Here is a 16,153-nt window from a genome sequence, read left to right as displayed (position 1 = left end):
AAAGGCAATTCAATCAGTTGTCAATATACGTTGACTTTTGTCATATCCCTTGGTTTGCTCTGCGCCGGGAGGAAATTGATGTCGACCCTATCGTGCCGGATTTCCGCCATCGACAAGGCGTTCGGTGAAAACCGCGTGCTCTGCAAACTCAGCCTCGACCTGCCCGCCGGCACGGTGACCGCGCTGATGGGCGCCAACGGCGCGGGCAAATCGACGCTCGTCAAGATCCTCAGCGGCGTTCACGCGCGCGACGGCGGTTCGATCGAACTGCTCGGCGCGCCTTTCGCACCGGCGACCCCTTCGCAGGCCATTCGCGCCGGCGTCGTCACCGTCCACCAGAACATCAATGACGGCGTCATTCCCGATCTGGACGTGGCGTCCAACCTGATGATCGACCAGCTGGCCGAACGCCAATACGGCTTCATGATCAAGCGCGCGCGCCTTCTGGCCGAAGCGCGCAGGGTGGCCGCGCGCATGGGGCTCGATGATATCGACGTGCGCACGCCGGTCAGCGAACTGGGCGTCGCCGACCGCCAGCTCATCGCCATTGCCCGCGCAATGGCGCATGAACCCAAGCTGCTCATTCTGGATGAGCCGACCTCGTCGCTGTCTGCCGCCGAGGCCGAGCGCCTGTTCGCCCTGATCGAGACGCTGAAAGCACATGGCGTGGCCATCCTCTATATCTCGCACCGCATGTCCGACATTCGCCGCATCGCCGACCGCGTGGTCTCGATGCGCGACGGCGAGATTTCCGGCGTCTTCGAGGGCCCGGAGATCGACTATGAGGGCGCGGTGCAGGCCATGCTCGGCCATCGCATGACAGAGGTCGACATCACGATACCGCCCGCCGGCCAGCCGGTCGTCGGTCTGCGCGATGTGCGGCTGAAGGCAGACAGTCCGGCTTTCTCGCTCGATCTCGGCGACAAGGAGATCGTCGTCGTCACCGGCCTTTTGGGCTCCGGCAAGACCGCCCTCGCCCAGGCGCTTTTCGGCATGGCATCGCCGTACGCCGGAACCATCACGCTGGACGGCAAACCGTTCGCTCCGAAAAGCCCGGGCGATGCGGTCCGCCGCGGTGTCTTCATGTCGCCGAAAGACCGTGCCAGCAACGCGGTCATTCAGGATTTCGACCTGGCGCGCAACATGACGGTGCCGTTCCTGTCGCGCTACGGGCGGCTCGCCTTCATCGATCGCAGGAAGGAGCGCCGAACAGCGCAGGACATGATCGACGCGCTGTCGATCGTCTGCCAGTCCGAGGCCGACGGCATCGGCACGCTGTCGGGCGGCAACCAGCAGAAGGTCATGCTGGGGCGCTGGCTGGCCCAGCCCAGCCGCCTTCTGATCCTCGACGAGCCCTTCCAGGGCGTCGACATACGCGCCCGGCGCGACATCGGTCGCAAGATCCGCGAGACCGCCCGCGACCGGGCGACGCTCGTGTTGGTTGCCGAACTGGACGAAGCCTTCGAGATCGCCGACCGGATCGTGGTCTTCCACGACCATGCGGCGGCCGCCGAGTTCCGCAACGAAAACATAGACGTCAATGCCGTTCTCGCAGCGGTCACCGGTTCGCCGGCCGATGCGCGCGGCAAGTCCCGACAGGCCGCATGAGATGAGCGTGGACAGCACTCCCGATCAGACAACCGGCGACGGCAGCAACACCGAGGCGCTGCCCAGGCGCAAGCGCGCAACGCTGGTCGATCATTCCATTCGCTACGGCTTTCTTGGCCTGCTGCTGGGCCTGATCGTGTTCTTCTCGATCTTTGCGAGTGGCTTTGCAGGCCCCCGCTCGGCGGTGTTCATCTTCCAGTCGGTTGCCATCACCGGCATTCTGGCGCTCGGCGTGACCTGCACGCTTGTCGTCGGCGGCTTCGACCTGTCGATCGGCTCGGTGGCAACCTCCTCGATGATGCTCGCCGCCTACATGATGGTGATCTTCGAACAGTCGGCCTTCGTGACCATCGTTGCCTGCCTTGCCATGGGCGCCTTCATCGGGCTCATCAATGGCCTTTTGATCGTCAAGACCAGGGTCCCCGATCTTCTGGCGACGCTGGGCATGATGTTCCTTTTGGTCGGCCTCCAGCGCATTCCGACCGAGGGCCGCTCGATCGCCACCGGCATGACGCTGCCGGACGGATCGACCGCCGAAGGCACCTTTTCGCCCTTCTTCCTCGCCATGGGCCGCCACCGCATCGACCTTGTCCTCGAAGACCTCATTCCGGTGTCGGTCATCTTCCTGATCGTGATCGGCATCCTGGTCTGGATCTTCCTCGAGATGACCCGTCACGGCCGGCTGATGTACGCGATCGGCTCGAACGAGCGCGCGGCCAGCCTGACCGGCACCAATGTCAACAACTACAAGATCATGGCCTACATGATTTCCGGCACGCTGGCCTCGGTCGGCGGCATGCTGCTCGCCGCCCGGCTCGGCCGCGGCGACATCGCGTCGGGCACCAATCTCCTGCTCGATGCGGTCGCCGCCGCGCTGATCGGATTTGCCGTGCTTGGCGCCGCCAAGCCGAACGCCTTCGGCACCGCGATGGGCGCGCTCTTCGTCGGCATCCTCTTGCAGGGGCTGACGATGATGAATGCGCCCTACTACACCCAGGACTTCATCAAGGGCTTCGTTCTGGTGATCGCCCTTGTCTTCACGTTCTCGCTTTCGGCGCGAAAGGCCGGAAGCCACTGACGGCCCCGGCCGCCAGACAAAGCTGCAAAAGGAGGAGACCTCATGAAAATTGTTCGCAGAACGGCACTGGCGATGGTCGCCAGCATCGCCGCATCGGCCACATTGCTGTCCGGCGGCATCGCCAACGCCGAAATGCCGGCGCCCCTCGACAATCCCGGCGACGTCAAGATCGCGCTTGTGCGCTATCTGTCGACCGGCGACTTCTTCCAGGCCTATCTGTCGGGCGTCGAAGCCCAGGCCGAGGCGCTGGGCGTGGACCTGCGCGTCTTCGACAGCCGCCAGGACGCCGCCCTTCAGGCCGACATGGTCGATCAGGCGATTGCGCTCGGCGTCGATGGCATCGTCATCCAGCACGGCCTGACCGAGTCGATGAAGGAAGCAGCCCAGCGGGCCGTCGACGCGGGCATCAAGGTCGTCGCCTTCGATGTCAATGTGGAGAACGAGGCGATCCCGCAGATCGAGCAGTCGGACTATCTGCTCGGCAAGCTGGCACTGGAACAGGCGATCGAGGACAATGGCAACGAGTGGAAGGCCGGCTATGTCTACGTGCCCGGCATCGCGCCGCTCGACCGGCGTCACGTCGCCTGGGAAGAGATCAAGGAGGCCAATCCCGGCATTGAGGAAGTCGCCCAAATGGGCACGCTCGACAACCCGATCGCCAACTCGAACGCCAACCAGGCGCGCTCGGTCCTGCAGGCCAATCCCGACATCTCGGTCTTCTTCGCGCCCTACAACGAGTTCGCCAAGGGCGTGAAGATCGCAGTCGACGAGGCCGGCATGTCCTCCGACGTTTCGATCTATTCAGCCGACGTTTCGACCGCCGACATCGCCCAGATGCGTGAGCCGGGCAGCGCCTGGAAGGCCACCGTGGCGACCAACCCGGCCGTTGTCGGCGAAGTCTCCGTACGGGCGCTTGCCATGATGCTGGCGGGCGAAGATCCGGGTGCCCAGGTGATCGTGCCGCCGACCCTGATCACGCAGGCCTTCCTCAACGAGAACGACATCTCCAACATGGAAGACCTGTCGGCCAAGCTGCCGCAATTCGCCCATGCCGACGTGGCGATGACCGACTGGATGCCTTTGCCGCCGCGCTGAGGCACATAGAACCGGGGCCGCCTTGCGCGGCCCCTTTTCTGTCCGGAGACCGCATATGCTCAAGAACATCGATCCGCGCATGACGCCCGAACTGATGGATTGCCTGATCCGGCTTGGCCATGGCGACGAGATCGTCATCGCGGACCGCAACTATCCCGCCGCCTCGACGGCGGCCCACTGCGTCATGCCCGACGTGATCCGCCTTCCCGGCTTTTCGTCGCCCGAAGCGGTCGCGCTGATCACGCAGCACATGCCGATCGACGGCTTTACCGATTACGGCGCCCTGCGCATGCAGGTCGATGGCGAACCCGATCGGGTCGAGCCGGTGCACCGCGACGTGTTCGACGTGCTCGAGACGGTCAAGCCGGCGGAGGCGAAGCTGGGCAGCATCGAACGTCAGGCCTTCTACGCACACGCCCGCAACGCCTTTGCCGTGATCGCCTGCTCGGAAGACCGGCCGTTCGGCTGTTTCATCCTGCGGATGGGCGTCGTCTTCCCCGACTGACCCGTCTAGCGCGCGCCGGGGACCGCATCGACCGCCCGGCGCATGGCGGTGACCGCCTCGCCGATCCTGTCGCCATGGCGCAGCAGGCTGCCCCCGATCAGATAGACGACGTCATCGCCATACATGGCCGCCATGTCCGCCGCCCGGTCGACGCTCATGCCGCCGCCAGGGCTTGGAAAGATCGGCTTGCCGATGCCGGCGGGATCGCGGCATGCATCGGCGATCGAGACGCATTCTTCCGCCGAAAAGCCGAACCGCCCGCCGACATTGGGAAAGACGGAGATGTCCGAGCCGGCAAGGCGCTGCAGCACGCCATACATCATCGCATGGGTGAAGCCGGTTTCCGGCGACAGGACGAACGGACCGGTAAAGCTCGGATGCGTCATGATCGGCAGGCCGAATGCCGGGTCCGCCGCAAGCTGCTGGACGATCTCGAAGCCCAGGAGACCCGGCATCAGCAAGACGCCGCCTGCTCCGGCCCTCTTGGCGAAGAAGGCACGTTCGACAAGCTCGTCCGACCGGCCGGTGATGTTGGCGAAATGCAGCGCCGACATGCCGAACTCGGCATTGGCCCTGGCGACCGCCGCTGCGACCTTTTCGGTGCGTTCCTCGAACGGGGCCATCGGCTGGTCAGCGAGGCCGTGATCGTCCTTGATGATGTCGGCACCGCCGGCCACGCAGCGGAAGGCGATCTCGGCCAGCGTTTCGGGCGATGAGCCCTGCGGCTTGATGACCGGCGAGATGAGCCCGCCCTTCGGCCGGTTCGCGCGCGCCCTGACACCCTCGATACCAAAGCGTGGACCGGCAAAGCGCTCGGCGATCGTCGCGCCCGGCTCGAACCCCACCACCTTCACGCCCTGCTGAATGGATGAGTTGCCGAAGATGACATTGAGCAACTGACAGAGTTCGGTGCCAACACTGTCGGGCGAATAGGAGATCGCCACATCGAAGACACCACGCTCTCCCATCTCCGCACGGCCGACCTTGCCGACGATCTCATCGGCAATGAACCCTTGCGGCACGACATCGGCAGGGACTTCGACCGTCTGCTCAAGCGCCACGTCATGGGCGCGCCGCATGGCTTCTGCGGCACTGTCGGCGAAGATGCGGTAGACGACCCGGAATCGCTCCATCGTGCCGGCGCTCACGTCCGGCCGGCCTTTGTCCGGATGCCGGACCGGCCTGTGCCTCGCATTCCGGCTTGCCGAACATGCTCGTGTCCGCCCGTCGCCCCCTGCCCGTCTGATCGTCGAATCCGCACGACCGTCACCTCCTTGTTCGCGGTGACACTAGGCATTGATAGACAATTGTCAACAAAGGTGTCTTTTGTTCAGAACGGTGGAGAGGATCGTCCTCAAGCCGCTCCGGCGGCGGTCAGCCGCGCGGATCGAGGAGTTTGGCCATCACGTCGGCGCGGCTGATCCGGCCGACGACTTCGTCCCCGTCTGTAACCGCAACCGCCTCGACCGCGCGGAGCTTTTCCATCACGTCGCGCACGCTCATGTCGGCGCCGACCGTGTCGGTCGCACCCTCCCCTGGCGGCCCCATAATGTCGCGGGCGCACAGGACGCCCAGCGGGTTCATGTGGGCGACAAAGTCGGCGACATAATCGTTGACCGGGTCGGAGAAGATCTGCTGCGGCGTGCCGCACTGGACGATCCGCCCGCCTTCCATGATGGCGATCCGGTCGCCGAGCTTGAACGCCTCGTCCAGATCGTGACTGACGAAGATGATCGTTCGCTTCAGCTTGCCCTGCAGGTCGATCAGTTCGTCCTGAAGCCGCGTGCGGATCAGCGGATCGAGCGCCGAGAACGGCTCGTCCATCAGAAGGATCGGCGCGTTTGTCGCAAAGGCGCGCGCCAGACCGACGCGCTGCTGCATGCCGCCCGACAGTTCCCCGACCTTGCGGTCGGCCCAGCCATCGAGGCCCACCAGCGCCAACTGGTCGTCGACCTGCCTGTTGCGCTCGGCCTTTTCGAGGCCGGCCAGTTCCAGCCCCAGCCCGACATTGTCGCGCACGGTACGCCACGGCAAAAGCCCGAACTGCTGGAACACCATGGCGACGCGCTCGAGCCGGATACGGCGCAAGGTGGCCGCGTCCGCTGACGAGACATCGACCATCCGGTCGCCATCATTGACGCGCACCGCGCCGCGCACCACCGGATTGAGCCCGTTGACGGCGCGAAGCAGCGTCGACTTGCCGGAGCCCGAAAGGCCCATCAGCACGACGATCTCGCCCTCGCCCACTTCGAGCGAGCAATCGTGAACGCCGAGCACCTGCCCGGTCTCGGCCTGGATATCGCCGCGTGTGCGGCCTTCATCCATCAGCGGCAGCGCCTCCTGCGGGCGGTCCCCGAAGACGATGTTCACCGCGTCGAACGCAACCGCGACACTCATTTGCGCGCCTCGATGCGCAGCATGCGGTCCAGCATGATCGCAACCACGACGATGATGAAGCCGCTCTCGAAGCCGAGCGCGGTGTCGACCCGGTTGAGCGCCCGCACCACAGGCACGCCCAGTCCGTCGGCACCGACCAGCGCGGCGATCACCACCATGGAGAGCGACAGCATGATCGTCTGGTTCAGCCCGGCCATGATCTGCGGAACCGCATAGGGCAGCTCCACCTTCCACAAGGTCTGCCGGGGCGTCGCACCGAACGCGCGCGCCGCTTCGAGCAGCGGCATCGGCGTCGAGGAAACACCCAGATGGGTCAGCCGGATCGGCGCGGGCAAGACGAAGATCACCGTCGCGATCAGGCCCGGCACCATGCCGATCCCGAAAAAGACGATCGCCGGAATGAGATAGACGAAGGTCGGCAGCGTCTGCATCAGATCGAGCACCGGCCGCATATAGGCGTAAAGGCGCGGCCTGTGCGCTGCCGCAATGCCGATCGGCACGCCGATCGCCATGCAGACGAGACAAGCCGACAGGACCAGCGTCAGGCTTTCGGTGGTCTCTTCCCAATACCCCTGGTTGAGGATGAACAGAAAGCCGAACCCGACCAACGCGCAGACCGACCAGCGCCGCTGCAGCACCCATGTCAGCGCGACGAAGGCGGCGACGACGATCAGGGGATGTGGCGTCTGCAGAACCCACAGGATCGCTTCGATCAGGACGTCCATCGCATCGGACAGGCCGTCAAAGAAGAAGGCCCCATTGTCCTGCAGCCAATCGAAGAAGGCGCCGGCCGCATCGCCAACGGGGATTTTGTTGTCGGTCAGCCAATCCATGGAAACCCTGCTCGCCAGTTGCGCCGGAGACGGCCGCTGCGGCCATACCCAAAGCGAAAGAGCCTCCCGCGAAGGGGAGGCTCCAGGTGGCCGTTACATGCCGAGAGCGGACTTGACGGCTTCCATCGCGTCGCCGCCGTCCAGCGTCGTCACGCCGTCGAGCCACGGGCCCAGCGTGTCGGGATTGGCGGTAAGCCAGGCCGTGGCCGCATCGGCCGGGTCCTCGCCATCGTTGAGGATGGCGCCCATGATCTCGTTTTCCATGGCCAGCGTGAATTCGAGATTTTTGAGGAACGTGCCGACATTGGGGCATTCGTCCACATAGCCAGCGCGTGTGTTGGTCATCACCGTTGCGCCGCCCAGATTGGGGCCGAAGAAATCGTCGCCGCCGGTCAGATAGGTCAGCTCGAAATTGGCGTTCATCGGGTGCGGTTCCCAACCCAGGAACACGATCGGCTCGTCGCGGCGCGACGCCCGTTCGACCTGCGCGAGCATGCCCTGCTCGGAGCTTTCGGCCACTTCAAAGTCCGACAGGCCGAACGCATCGCCCTCGATCATGTCGAGGATCAGACGGTTGCCGTCATTGCCCGGCTCGATGCCGTAAATGGTCGAATCGAGCGCTTCCGCCTGTGTAGCGATGTCAGCGAAATCGGCGATGCCGAGCGCCGCGCCCGCCGCATTGGTCGCCAGCGTGTACTTGGCGCCTTCCAGATTGGTGCGCACCGTGTCGACCGTGCCTGCCTCGCGATAGGGCGCGATGTCGGCTTCCATGGTCGGCATCCAGTTGCCCAGGAACACGTCGACATCGCCCTGCGCGAGCGATGTGTAGGTCACCGGCACCGACAGCACCTTGATGTCGGTCTCGTACCCCAGCGCCTCGAGCACGACGGTTGCAACGGCGGTGGTGGCGGTGATGTCGGTCCAGCCGACATCGGAGAAGGTCACGGCCTCGCATTGGGCATGGGCCTGTGAGCCCATCGCGGTCGACAAAGCGAGCGCGGCGAACATCGTCTTGAATTTCATGTGGGCCTCCCGGGTTTGGTTTGACGGATCGTTGCGGTTTTTGTTGATTGACGAGTCAATTAACTTTGTTTACGCCGAAAAGACAAGCCCCACCGGGAATTCGCCATGCCAAAGGTCGGAATGGAGCCGATACGCCGCGATGCGCTGGTCAACGCAACCATCGCCGAAATCGGACGTGCCGGATCGCTGGATGTCACCGTGGCCCAGATCGCCAAGCGCGCCGGCATGTCCTCAGCCCTGGCGCATCATTATTTCGGCAACAAGGACCAGATCTTCCTGGCCGCCATGCGCCATGTCCTGACCGTCTACGGGCACGATGTACGCGCCGCGCTGAAGCAGGCCAAAGGCCCGCGCGAGCGGCTCGAAGCGCTGGTCGAAGCGAGCTTTTGCGTGCACCAGTTCGATGACGAGATCATCGCAGCGTGGCTCAACTTCTATGTGCTCGCGCAGACCTCGGAACCCGCGCGGCGGCTGCTCGCGGTCTACCAGAAGCGCCTCCTGTCCAACCTGGTACACGAACTGCGGCCCCTTGTGGACGATGCCGCCCCGGTGATCGCGCTCCGCATCGCCGCACTGATCGACGGGGTCTATCTGCGCCAGGCGCTGCGCGACCGCGCCATGGACAACCGCTCGGCGACGCGCCTGGTGCTCGACGCCGCCGAGACCTGGATCGGCAGAAAGACCAACGCATGACCATCGCCAACATCGCAGCGAAGCCCGAGGCCAGCCACTTCGTCGGCGGCGCCTACATCGAAGACGAGGCCGGCGCGGCCATCGACGTGATCTATCCGGCAACGGGCGAAACGATCGCCACGGTCCGTAGCGCAACGCCGGCGATCGTCGATCGCGCGCTGGAGACCGCCGCTTCGGCCCAGGCCGAATGGGCTGGCCGGACAGGCGCCGAACGCGGGCGCGTGCTGCGCCGCGCCGCCGACATCATCCGTGCGCGCAACCGGGACCTGTCCGAACTCGAAACGCTCGACACCGGCAAGCCGCTGTCGGAAACGCTGGTCGCCGATGCCTCGTCCGGCGCCGATGCGCTGGAATATTTCGGCAATCTCGCCGCCACTCTGACCGGCGAGCACATCGCGCTCGGCGGCGATTTCGTCTATGCGGTGCGCGAACCTCTGGGCGTGTGCGCCGGCATCGGCGCGTGGAACTATCCCACGCAGATCGCCTGCTGGAAGGCGGCGCCAGCGCTTGCCTGCGGCAATGCGATGGTGTTCAAACCGTCCGAAGTCACGCCGCTTTGCACGCTGAAGATCGCCCAGATCCTGATCGAGGCCGGCGCGCCTCCGGGTCTGTTCAACGTCGTCCAGGGTTATGGCGATGTCGGCGCGGCGCTGGCCACCGATCCGCGCGTTGCCAAGGTCTCGCTCACCGGCTCGGTGCCGACCGGACAAAAGGTCTATTCGGCCGCCGCCGGGCACATGAAGCATGTGACGATGGAGCTTGGCGGCAAGTCGCCGATCCTGGTCTTCGACGATGCCGACATCGAGGACGCGGTCGGTGGCGCGATCCTCGGCAACTTCTATTCCTCCGGCCAAATCTGCTCGAACGGCACGCGCGTCTTCGTCCAGCGCGGCCTGCACGACCGCTTCGTCGAACGGCTGGTCGAACGCACCAGGGGCGCGGTGATCGGCGATCCGCTGGATGAGGCGACCAGTTTCGGCCCTCTGGTTTCCGAAGCGCAACTCGACAAGGTGCTTGGTTATGTCGATATTGGCCGCGCAGAAGGCGCGGAGATCGTTGCTGGCGGCAACCGAATCGACCGACCGGGCTTCTATATGGAGCCGACCATTTTCACCGGCGTCACCGATGAGATGACCATCGCGCGCGAGGAGATCTTCGGCCCCGTCCTGTCGGTCCTCGCCTTTGACGACGAGGACGAAGCCGTCGCCCGCGCCAACGCGACCGAATTCGGTCTGGCGGCCGGTGTCTTCACCCGCGATCTCGCCCGCGCGCACCGTGTGATCGCGCAGCTTCAGGCCGGCACCTGCTTCATCAACGCCTACAATCTGACGCCGGTGGAAGCGCCGTTCGGCGGCGTCAAGCAATCCGGCGTCGGCCGTGAGAACGGCCATGCGGCCATCGAACACTACAGCCAGCTCAAGACCGTCTATGTCGGGCTCGGCCCGGTCGAGGCACCCTTTTGACCCGCTGAATCGCTTTATCAACGAGCCGATTCAATCTGTGATGAAACATCGATCAAGGCGCTGAAGTGCAAGCAGATTTCGTCATCATCGGCGCCGGCTCAGCCGGCTCGGCCATGGCCTACCGCCTGTCCGAGGACGGCCGTCACACGGTGCTCGTCATCGAATATGGCGGAACCGATGCCGGTCCTCTGATCCAGATGCCGGCCGCGCTGTCCTACCCGATGAACATGAAGATGTACGATTGGGGCTACCGGTCCGAGCCTGAACCGCATCTGGGCGGACGGCGGCTGGCCACGCCGCGCGGCAAGGTGATCGGCGGCTCGTCCTCGATCAACGGCATGGTCTATGTGCGCGGCCACGCCTGCGACTTCGACCGCTGGGCGGAGCTGGGCGCCACCGGCTGGGCCTATGCGGATGTGCTGCCCTATTACAAGCGCATGGAAAGCTGGGATTCGGGCGGCCATGGCGGCGATCCGGACTGGCGCGGCACCGGCGGACCATTGCATGTCACGCGCGGCAAGCGCGACAACCCGCTTTTCGCCGCCTTCGTCGAAGCCGGACGGCAGGCTGGCTACCAGGTCACCGGCGACTATAACGGCGAGAAGCAGGAAGGCTTCGGCCCGATGGAGCAGACGGTGTTCAACGGACGGCGCTGGTCGGCTGCTAACGCCTATCTGAAGCCGGCGCTGAAGCGGAAAAACTGCACCATCGTGCGCGCCCTCGCCCGCAGGATCGTCATCGAGGATGGCCGCGCCACCGGCGTCGAGATCGAGCGCGGCGGCACAATCGAAACGGTGCGCGCCAATCGCGAGGTGATCGTTGCGGCCTCTTCGATCAATTCGCCCAAGCTTCTGATGCTGTCGGGCATCGGGCCGGCATCGGACCTGATGAAACTTGGCATAGAGGTCATCGCCAACCGGCCGGGCGTCGGCCGAAACCTGCAGGACCATCTCGAACTCTACATCCAGATGGCCGCCAGCCAGCCTGTGACGCTTTACAGATATTGGAACCTTGTCGGAAAAGCCTGGGTCGGCGCGCAATGGCTGTTCACGCGAAGCGGCCCCGGCGCGTCCAACCAGTTCGAGAGCGCCGCCTTCATCCGCTCCAAGGCCGGCGTCAAATATCCCGACATCCAGTATCATTTCCTGCCGATCGCGGTGCGCTATGACGGACAGGCCGCCGCCGAAGGCCACGGCTTTCAGGCCCATGTCGGGCCGATGCGGTCGGCGTCACGCGGCGCGGTCACGCTCCGCTCATCGGACCCGCGCGAAGCGCCGAAGATCGTCTTCAACTACATGTCGAAGTCCGAGGACTGGGCCGATTTCCGCACCTGCATCCGCCTGACGCGCGAGATCTTCGCCCAGGATGCGTTCACGCCCTTCGTCCGGCACGAGATCCAGCCCGGCGCCGCGGTGCAGAGCGACGACGAGCTCGACGGTTTCATCCGCGAGCATGCCGAAAGCGCCTATCACCCCTGCGGCACCGCCCGGATGGGCCGCGCCGACGATCCGCTGGCGGTGGTCGATCCCGAATGCCGGGTGATCGGCGTCGACGGGCTGCGCCTCGCCGATTCCTCGATTTTCCCGACCATTCCGAACGGCAATCTCAACGCGCCATCGATCATGACCGGCGAAAAGGCATCGGACCACATTCTGGGCAAGACGCCGCTTGCGCCCTCCAATGCCGAACCATGGATTCACCCCCACTGGCAGACGAGCCAGCGCTGACGGCTTGCATTTGGCGCCGCGGCCAGCCAGATGGGTTCAAAGGGACCAAGGCGCGCCGATGAAGTTCTTCGATTTCGATCACCCCTTTTTCCGCCCGTTGTGGCGCCGCATCGCCACGGTCGGCGTCACGGCATCGTGGGGAATCTTCGAATTCCTGATGGGCAACCATTTCTGGGGCACACTTTTCGTCGGCATTGGCGCCCTGTCCTTCTACGGGCTGTTCATCACCTTCAACCCGCGCGATCCCGAGCCGAAGGACTAGGCTCCAAGCCTCCCTGCCTGGTTGCGCGCCTTTCGGCGGCCATAGAGCTCGAGCTTGTGATAGACGATGTCGTAGCCGAGCTCGGCGGCAATCTCTGCCTGCAGCTTCTCGATCTTGTCGGATCGGAACTCGATCACGTCGCCGGTTTCAAGATCGATCATGTGGTCGTGATGCGGCGTATCGGCGGTTTCGAAACGGGCCGGCGCGCCCTCGAAGGTGAGCCTGTGCACCACACCCTTGTCCTCAAGTATGCTCAATGTCCTGTAGACCGTCGACAATGACACGGTCGGCTCGAGCGCGCTGGCGCGGCTGTAGAGCTCGTTGGCATCGGGATGGTCGTCGGCTTCGGCGAGAATGCGCAGGATCGCGCTGCGCTGGCGCGTGATCCGCACGCCGGCGTCCCGCAACGCATGCTCCAGTTCGCGCGCACTCATCTGGCTGGATTCGTTCATGGCCCGAGTCTTGTCCAGTTGCGAGGCATTTGCAAGAGCCAGTTGGGAATTGCGGTACGCCGTCCCGCAGCGCCCCGCAGGCCGCTGCCTGCAATCCGGTCAGCCGGCGTCCGACGGCGCGGCGGCAAAGGCGCGAATGATGTCGGCAAGCGCCACCGGCTGCTCGACGCAGGGTATGTGCCCGCAATCCTTGAGTTCGTCGTACCGTGCGTCCGGGATCATCTTGGCCATTTCGGCGACCAGCGCGGGCGGCGTCGAGCCGTCCTGATCCCCGACCACGCATGAGGCCGGCACCGTCAACGTCCTGGCGATGTCGGTGTAGTCGGCATCGCGGATCGCCGCGCAGGTGCCGGCATAGCCCTCGACCGGCTGGCGGACGAGCATGTTGCGGTAGCCGAGATATTCGGCATTGTCCGGCCGCCGGAAGGCGGGTGTGAACCAGCGCTCCATCACCGGATCGGTCAGCGCCGCAAGTCCCTTGTCGCGCACCGTCTCGATCCGGTCGTTCCAGAGCTTTTCGGTGCCGATCTTGGGCGCGGTGTCGCACAGGATCAGCGAGCGGACGAGATCGGGCCGCGCCTTGAACAGTCCCAGCGCGATCATCCCGCCCACCGACAAGCCGCAGACCGTCGCCTTCTTGACCGCGAGATGATCGAGCAGCCCCGCCAGATCGGCGACGTGATCGTCCATGGCGTAAGGCGCCGGCGGCGCATCCGACAGGCCATGGCCGCGCTTGTCGTAGAGGACGAGACCGAATTCGCCGACGAGCCGTACCACGACATCGCGCCAAATGCGGAAATCGGTGCCCAGCGAGTTGGCGAAGACCAGCGTCGGCTTGCCCTCGGCCGCACCGATGACCTGATAGTGAAGCGTCACGCCATTGATCTGGGCAAATTGCACCGGCCTAGTCTCCCTTTGGCGGTTCGGGTGCCCAGTCCCTACAGATCGGGTCGGCGCGGTCAAGCGGCAGGCGGACGGTTTGGCCGGCCCGTGCCGACTTGTAGACCGCGGCGACGAACTCGATCGAGCGCACACCTTCCTGCCCCGTCACCATATCTGCCGCACGGCTGTCCAGATGATCGGCAATCGCCGCGAACTGGCCGGCATAGCCGACCGGACGGGCATCGATGCCGGCCGCCGCCTCCGACAAGACATCGTCCAGCGCGGACTGGCCGAGCGGCGCGCGCGCCTCGAACGTCCAGTCGTCGGCGCCCGGCGCATAGGGGTTGCGCCCGCTTTCGGCGGTCAGCGTCTCGAAGACGAAGCGCAGGCGCGATGTGTCGCGCGCCCCGCCCAGGGTGACCGACGACGTGACGAGCGCACCTGTTTCGCACCGCATGGCGAGCGCCGCGCAATCCTCCGTCTCGATGGCATTGACCCGCGTATCGGTCATTGCGGTCACCTCGGTCACCGGCCCGACAAAACGCGTAACCAGATCGTGCGCATGGATCGCGTGGCCGAGCACCGCCCCTCCGCCTTCGCTGCGCCATCGGCCGCGCCACGGCACCGCATAATAATCCGAGCCCCTGTTCCAGTGCGTTTCCAGCGTCGCCACAAGCGGTTTGCCGGACAGGCCGCGCCGCTGCAATTCGGCAAGCTGATAAAGGCCGCGCCCATAGCGGTACTGGAACACCGGCGCCAGCATGCGACCGGCCTTGTCGGCCGCCGCCGCCATCCGGTCGGCATCGCGGACCGATCCCGCCAGCGGCTTTTCGCAGATGACATGCTTGCCCGCCTCGAGCGCGGCTATGGCGACCGGCGCGTGCAGATGCGGCGGCAGACAGATGTCGATCACATCGATATCCGGGTCGGCGAGCACCTCGTCGATATCGGCGGTCACGCTGCAACCGGGCGACTTCGCCGCCACGGCATCGGCCTTGTCCGGGTCGAGATCGCAGACTGCCATCACCTTCCAGCGATCGGGCAGCGCACGATAACCGTCCATGTGCTGCGCGCCGATGCCGGCGCCTAAGATCGCCACGTGCGGCATGGTCAGTTCCTCAGATGGCCGAGGCGCACCGCCTGCGCCTGGGTTTTCAGGGCCAGCTCCATCACCTTGAAGCAGTGTGTCTGGCTCATCGCCGTCTCGGTGCGGTCGCGCACATCGGCGGCAAGGCGCTCGAAATAGGTCAGCTTCTCGCCGGACGCGTCGAAATGCTCGCAGCGCTCGCCATTGACCAGGAACACATGGTCGGTGCCGTCGCGCCCGCAGACATCGACATATTTGCGCATCTCGATCGTGCCTTCGGTGCCCAGGATCGTCAGCCGCCCGTCGCCCCAGGTCGGCAGCGCATCGGGCGTGTACCAATCGACGCGGATGTAGCCGTTGCCCCTGTCCGAGCGCAGCAGCACCTCGCCGAAATCCTGCAGGCCCGGATCGTCCGGATGGGCGAAGTTTCCGACAGAGGATGCGACGATCTCCGCATCGTCGGAGCCGGTGAAGAACAGGAACTGGTCGATCTGGTGGCTGGCAATATCGCACAAGATGCCGCCATAGGCGGCTTCATCGAAGAACCAGTCCGGCCGCGTGGGGCGGTTCAGCCGGTGCGGACCGAGCCCGACGGTCTGGATCACCTGACCGATTGCGCCATCGGCGACCAGCTCGGCCGCCTTCTGGTTGGCCGGAACCTCGAACCGCTCGGAAAAATCGATCGACCAGATGCGGCCGGTTTCGGCGACGGCCTGTTTGATCGCCGCCAGTTGGTCGAGCGTCGTGCAGCCCGGCTTGTCGGTCATCACATCCTTGCCCGCGCGCATCGCCTCGATGGCACGGTCGGCGCGGCGCACGGGAATGTCGGCCAGAAGGATCAGGTCGATCTCCGGATCGTCCAGCAGCGTCCGCCGGTCGGCGACCCGCGGCACATCGGGGAAGCGCTTGACGAAGCCCTCGACCGGCTGCGGATCGCCCTCGGTCCACCAGCCCTTGCAGGTGGCCCCGACATCCAGCATGCCCTGCAACTGGCCGAAAATATGCCGGTGATCGATGCCGATCACCCCCACCGTCAAAGACGACATGG

At 65.1% G+C, this 16,153-nt stretch carries 16 protein-coding genes; 8 read left to right on the top strand and 8 right to left on the bottom strand.

Going from position 1 to position 16,153, the window contains the following annotated elements:
- Positions 1-78 precede the first annotated feature (78 nt).
- The 4 genes from DEM25_RS16665 (at position 79) to DEM25_RS16650 (ending at position 4,286) form a co-directional block, all read left to right on the top strand.
- Positions 79-1,608: a sugar ABC transporter ATP-binding protein gene (locus DEM25_RS16665; protein ID WP_109768405.1), complete on the top strand. Its 1,530-nt coding sequence runs from the start codon at positions 79-81 to the stop codon at positions 1,606-1,608.
- Position 1,609: 1 nt separating this feature from the next.
- Entirely contained in the window at positions 1,610-2,686 is a 1,077-nt protein-coding gene (locus DEM25_RS16660; protein WP_109768466.1) for an ABC transporter permease, read from the top strand.
- Positions 2,687-2,758: 72 nt separating this feature from the next.
- The gene (locus DEM25_RS16655) at positions 2,759-3,781 is read left to right on the top strand and encodes a substrate-binding domain-containing protein (protein ID WP_428981903.1); all 1,023 of its coding nucleotides are present in this window, start codon (positions 2,759-2,761) and stop codon (positions 3,779-3,781) included.
- Between the two features lie 55 nt (positions 3,782-3,836).
- Positions 3,837-4,286, top strand: coding sequence for an RbsD/FucU family protein (locus tag DEM25_RS16650; RefSeq protein ID WP_109768407.1), 450 nt, complete (start codon positions 3,837-3,839; stop codon positions 4,284-4,286).
- Positions 4,287-4,291: 5 nt separating this feature from the next.
- Here the strand turns inward: DEM25_RS16650 and DEM25_RS16645 are convergent, their stop codons facing one another.
- The 4 genes from DEM25_RS16645 to choX all read right to left on the bottom strand — a co-directional run bounded on the left by DEM25_RS16645 (position 4,292) and on the right by choX (position 8,524).
- Positions 4,292-5,434 (bottom strand): RuBisCO large subunit C-terminal-like domain-containing protein, encoded by a 1,143-nt coding sequence (locus tag DEM25_RS16645; RefSeq protein WP_245412958.1) that lies wholly within the window; start codon positions 5,432-5,434, stop codon positions 4,292-4,294.
- Positions 5,435-5,660: 226 nt separating this feature from the next.
- Positions 5,661-6,683, bottom strand: a complete 1,023-nt coding sequence (gene choV / locus DEM25_RS16640; RefSeq protein WP_109768408.1) for a choline ABC transporter ATP-binding protein — start codon at positions 6,681-6,683, stop codon at positions 5,661-5,663.
- Positions 6,680-7,516 (bottom strand): choline ABC transporter permease subunit, encoded by an 837-nt coding sequence (gene choW / locus DEM25_RS16635; RefSeq protein WP_109768409.1) that lies wholly within the window; start codon positions 7,514-7,516, stop codon positions 6,680-6,682. The genes choV and choW overlap by 4 nt, the downstream gene beginning before the upstream one ends.
- A gap of 93 nt (positions 7,517-7,609) precedes the next feature.
- Positions 7,610-8,524 carry a choline ABC transporter substrate-binding protein gene (gene choX / locus DEM25_RS16630; RefSeq protein ID WP_196780438.1) on the bottom strand — a complete coding sequence of 305 codons (915 nt, stop codon included), beginning with the start codon at positions 8,522-8,524 and terminating at the stop codon, positions 7,610-7,612.
- A gap of 120 nt (positions 8,525-8,644) precedes the next feature.
- Between choX and betI the strand changes: the two genes are divergently transcribed.
- From betI to DEM25_RS16610, 4 genes are all read left to right on the top strand, one after another.
- On the top strand, positions 8,645-9,232 hold the full coding sequence (gene betI / locus DEM25_RS16625; RefSeq protein WP_109768411.1) for a choline-binding transcriptional repressor BetI: 588 nt from the start codon (positions 8,645-8,647) through the stop codon (positions 9,230-9,232).
- A gap of 11 nt (positions 9,233-9,243) precedes the next feature.
- A complete protein-coding gene (gene betB / locus DEM25_RS16620; RefSeq protein WP_196780437.1) occupies positions 9,244-10,695 on the top strand; it encodes a betaine-aldehyde dehydrogenase in 1,452 nt (483 codons plus the stop codon).
- A 65-nt stretch (positions 10,696-10,760) separates the two neighbouring features.
- A complete protein-coding gene (betA, locus tag DEM25_RS16615) occupies positions 10,761-12,422 on the top strand; it encodes a choline dehydrogenase (RefSeq protein WP_109768413.1) in 1,662 nt (553 codons plus the stop codon).
- Between the two features lie 58 nt (positions 12,423-12,480).
- Complete coding sequence (locus DEM25_RS16610; RefSeq protein ID WP_109768414.1) at positions 12,481-12,684, top strand: hypothetical protein; 204 nt, start codon at positions 12,481-12,483, stop codon at positions 12,682-12,684.
- On the opposite strand, the gene DEM25_RS16605 is transcribed toward DEM25_RS16610, so the two are convergent.
- The 4 genes from DEM25_RS16605 to DEM25_RS16590 form a co-directional block, all read right to left on the bottom strand.
- Positions 12,681-13,136, bottom strand: coding sequence for a Fur family transcriptional regulator (locus DEM25_RS16605; protein ID WP_245412957.1), 456 nt, complete (start codon positions 13,134-13,136; stop codon positions 12,681-12,683). The two genes, DEM25_RS16610 and DEM25_RS16605, sit on opposite strands and share 4 nt — an antisense overlap.
- A gap of 99 nt (positions 13,137-13,235) precedes the next feature.
- Entirely contained in the window at positions 13,236-14,036 is an 801-nt protein-coding gene (gene pcaD / locus DEM25_RS16600) for a 3-oxoadipate enol-lactonase (RefSeq protein ID WP_109768415.1), read from the bottom strand.
- A 4-nt stretch (positions 14,037-14,040) separates the two neighbouring features.
- Entirely contained in the window at positions 14,041-15,126 is a 1,086-nt protein-coding gene (locus tag DEM25_RS16595) for a Gfo/Idh/MocA family protein (RefSeq protein ID WP_109768416.1), read from the bottom strand.
- 2 nt (positions 15,127-15,128) lie between these two features.
- On the bottom strand, positions 15,129-16,151 hold the full coding sequence (locus tag DEM25_RS16590; protein WP_109768417.1) for a Gfo/Idh/MocA family protein: 1,023 nt from the start codon (positions 16,149-16,151) through the stop codon (positions 15,129-15,131).
- Positions 16,152-16,153: the final 2 nt, after the last annotated feature.

The organism is Oceaniradius stylonematis (assembly GCF_003149475.2).
Classification (GTDB): domain Bacteria; phylum Pseudomonadota; class Alphaproteobacteria; order Rhizobiales; family Rhizobiaceae; genus Roseitalea; species Roseitalea stylonematis.
Note: the sequence above shows the minus strand (reverse complement) of the source record. Positions and strands in the feature narration are given on the sequence as shown.

What these genes read in the sequence shown, in the direction of transcription:
- choW (WP_109768409.1), bottom strand. Translation starts at nt 7,516, where the DNA reads ATGGATTGGCTGACCGACAACAAAATCCCCGTTGGCGATGCGGCCGGC.
- DEM25_RS16660 (WP_109768466.1), top strand. Translation starts at nt 1,610, where the DNA reads ATGAGCGTGGACAGCACTCCCGATCAGACAACCGGCGACGGCAGCAAC.
- DEM25_RS16590 (WP_109768417.1), bottom strand. Translation starts at nt 16,151, where the DNA reads ATGTCGTCTTTGACGGTGGGGGTGATCGGCATCGATCACCGGCATATT.
- DEM25_RS16610 (WP_109768414.1), top strand. Translation starts at nt 12,481, where the DNA reads ATGAAGTTCTTCGATTTCGATCACCCCTTTTTCCGCCCGTTGTGGCGC.
- DEM25_RS16650 (WP_109768407.1), top strand. Translation starts at nt 3,837, where the DNA reads ATGCTCAAGAACATCGATCCGCGCATGACGCCCGAACTGATGGATTGC.
- DEM25_RS16605 (WP_245412957.1), bottom strand. Translation starts at nt 13,136, where the DNA reads ATGAACGAATCCAGCCAGATGAGTGCGCGCGAACTGGAGCATGCGTTG.
- choV (WP_109768408.1), bottom strand. Translation starts at nt 6,683, where the DNA reads ATGAGTGTCGCGGTTGCGTTCGACGCGGTGAACATCGTCTTCGGGGAC.
- DEM25_RS16655 (WP_428981903.1), top strand. Translation starts at nt 2,759, where the DNA reads ATGGTCGCCAGCATCGCCGCATCGGCCACATTGCTGTCCGGCGGCATC.
- DEM25_RS16665 (WP_109768405.1), top strand. Translation starts at nt 79, where the DNA reads ATGTCGACCCTATCGTGCCGGATTTCCGCCATCGACAAGGCGTTCGGT.
- DEM25_RS16595 (WP_109768416.1), bottom strand. Translation starts at nt 15,126, where the DNA reads ATGCCGCACGTGGCGATCTTAGGCGCCGGCATCGGCGCGCAGCACATG.
- choX (WP_196780438.1), bottom strand. Translation starts at nt 8,524, where the DNA reads ATGTTCGCCGCGCTCGCTTTGTCGACCGCGATGGGCTCACAGGCCCAT.
- betI (WP_109768411.1), top strand. Translation starts at nt 8,645, where the DNA reads ATGCCAAAGGTCGGAATGGAGCCGATACGCCGCGATGCGCTGGTCAAC.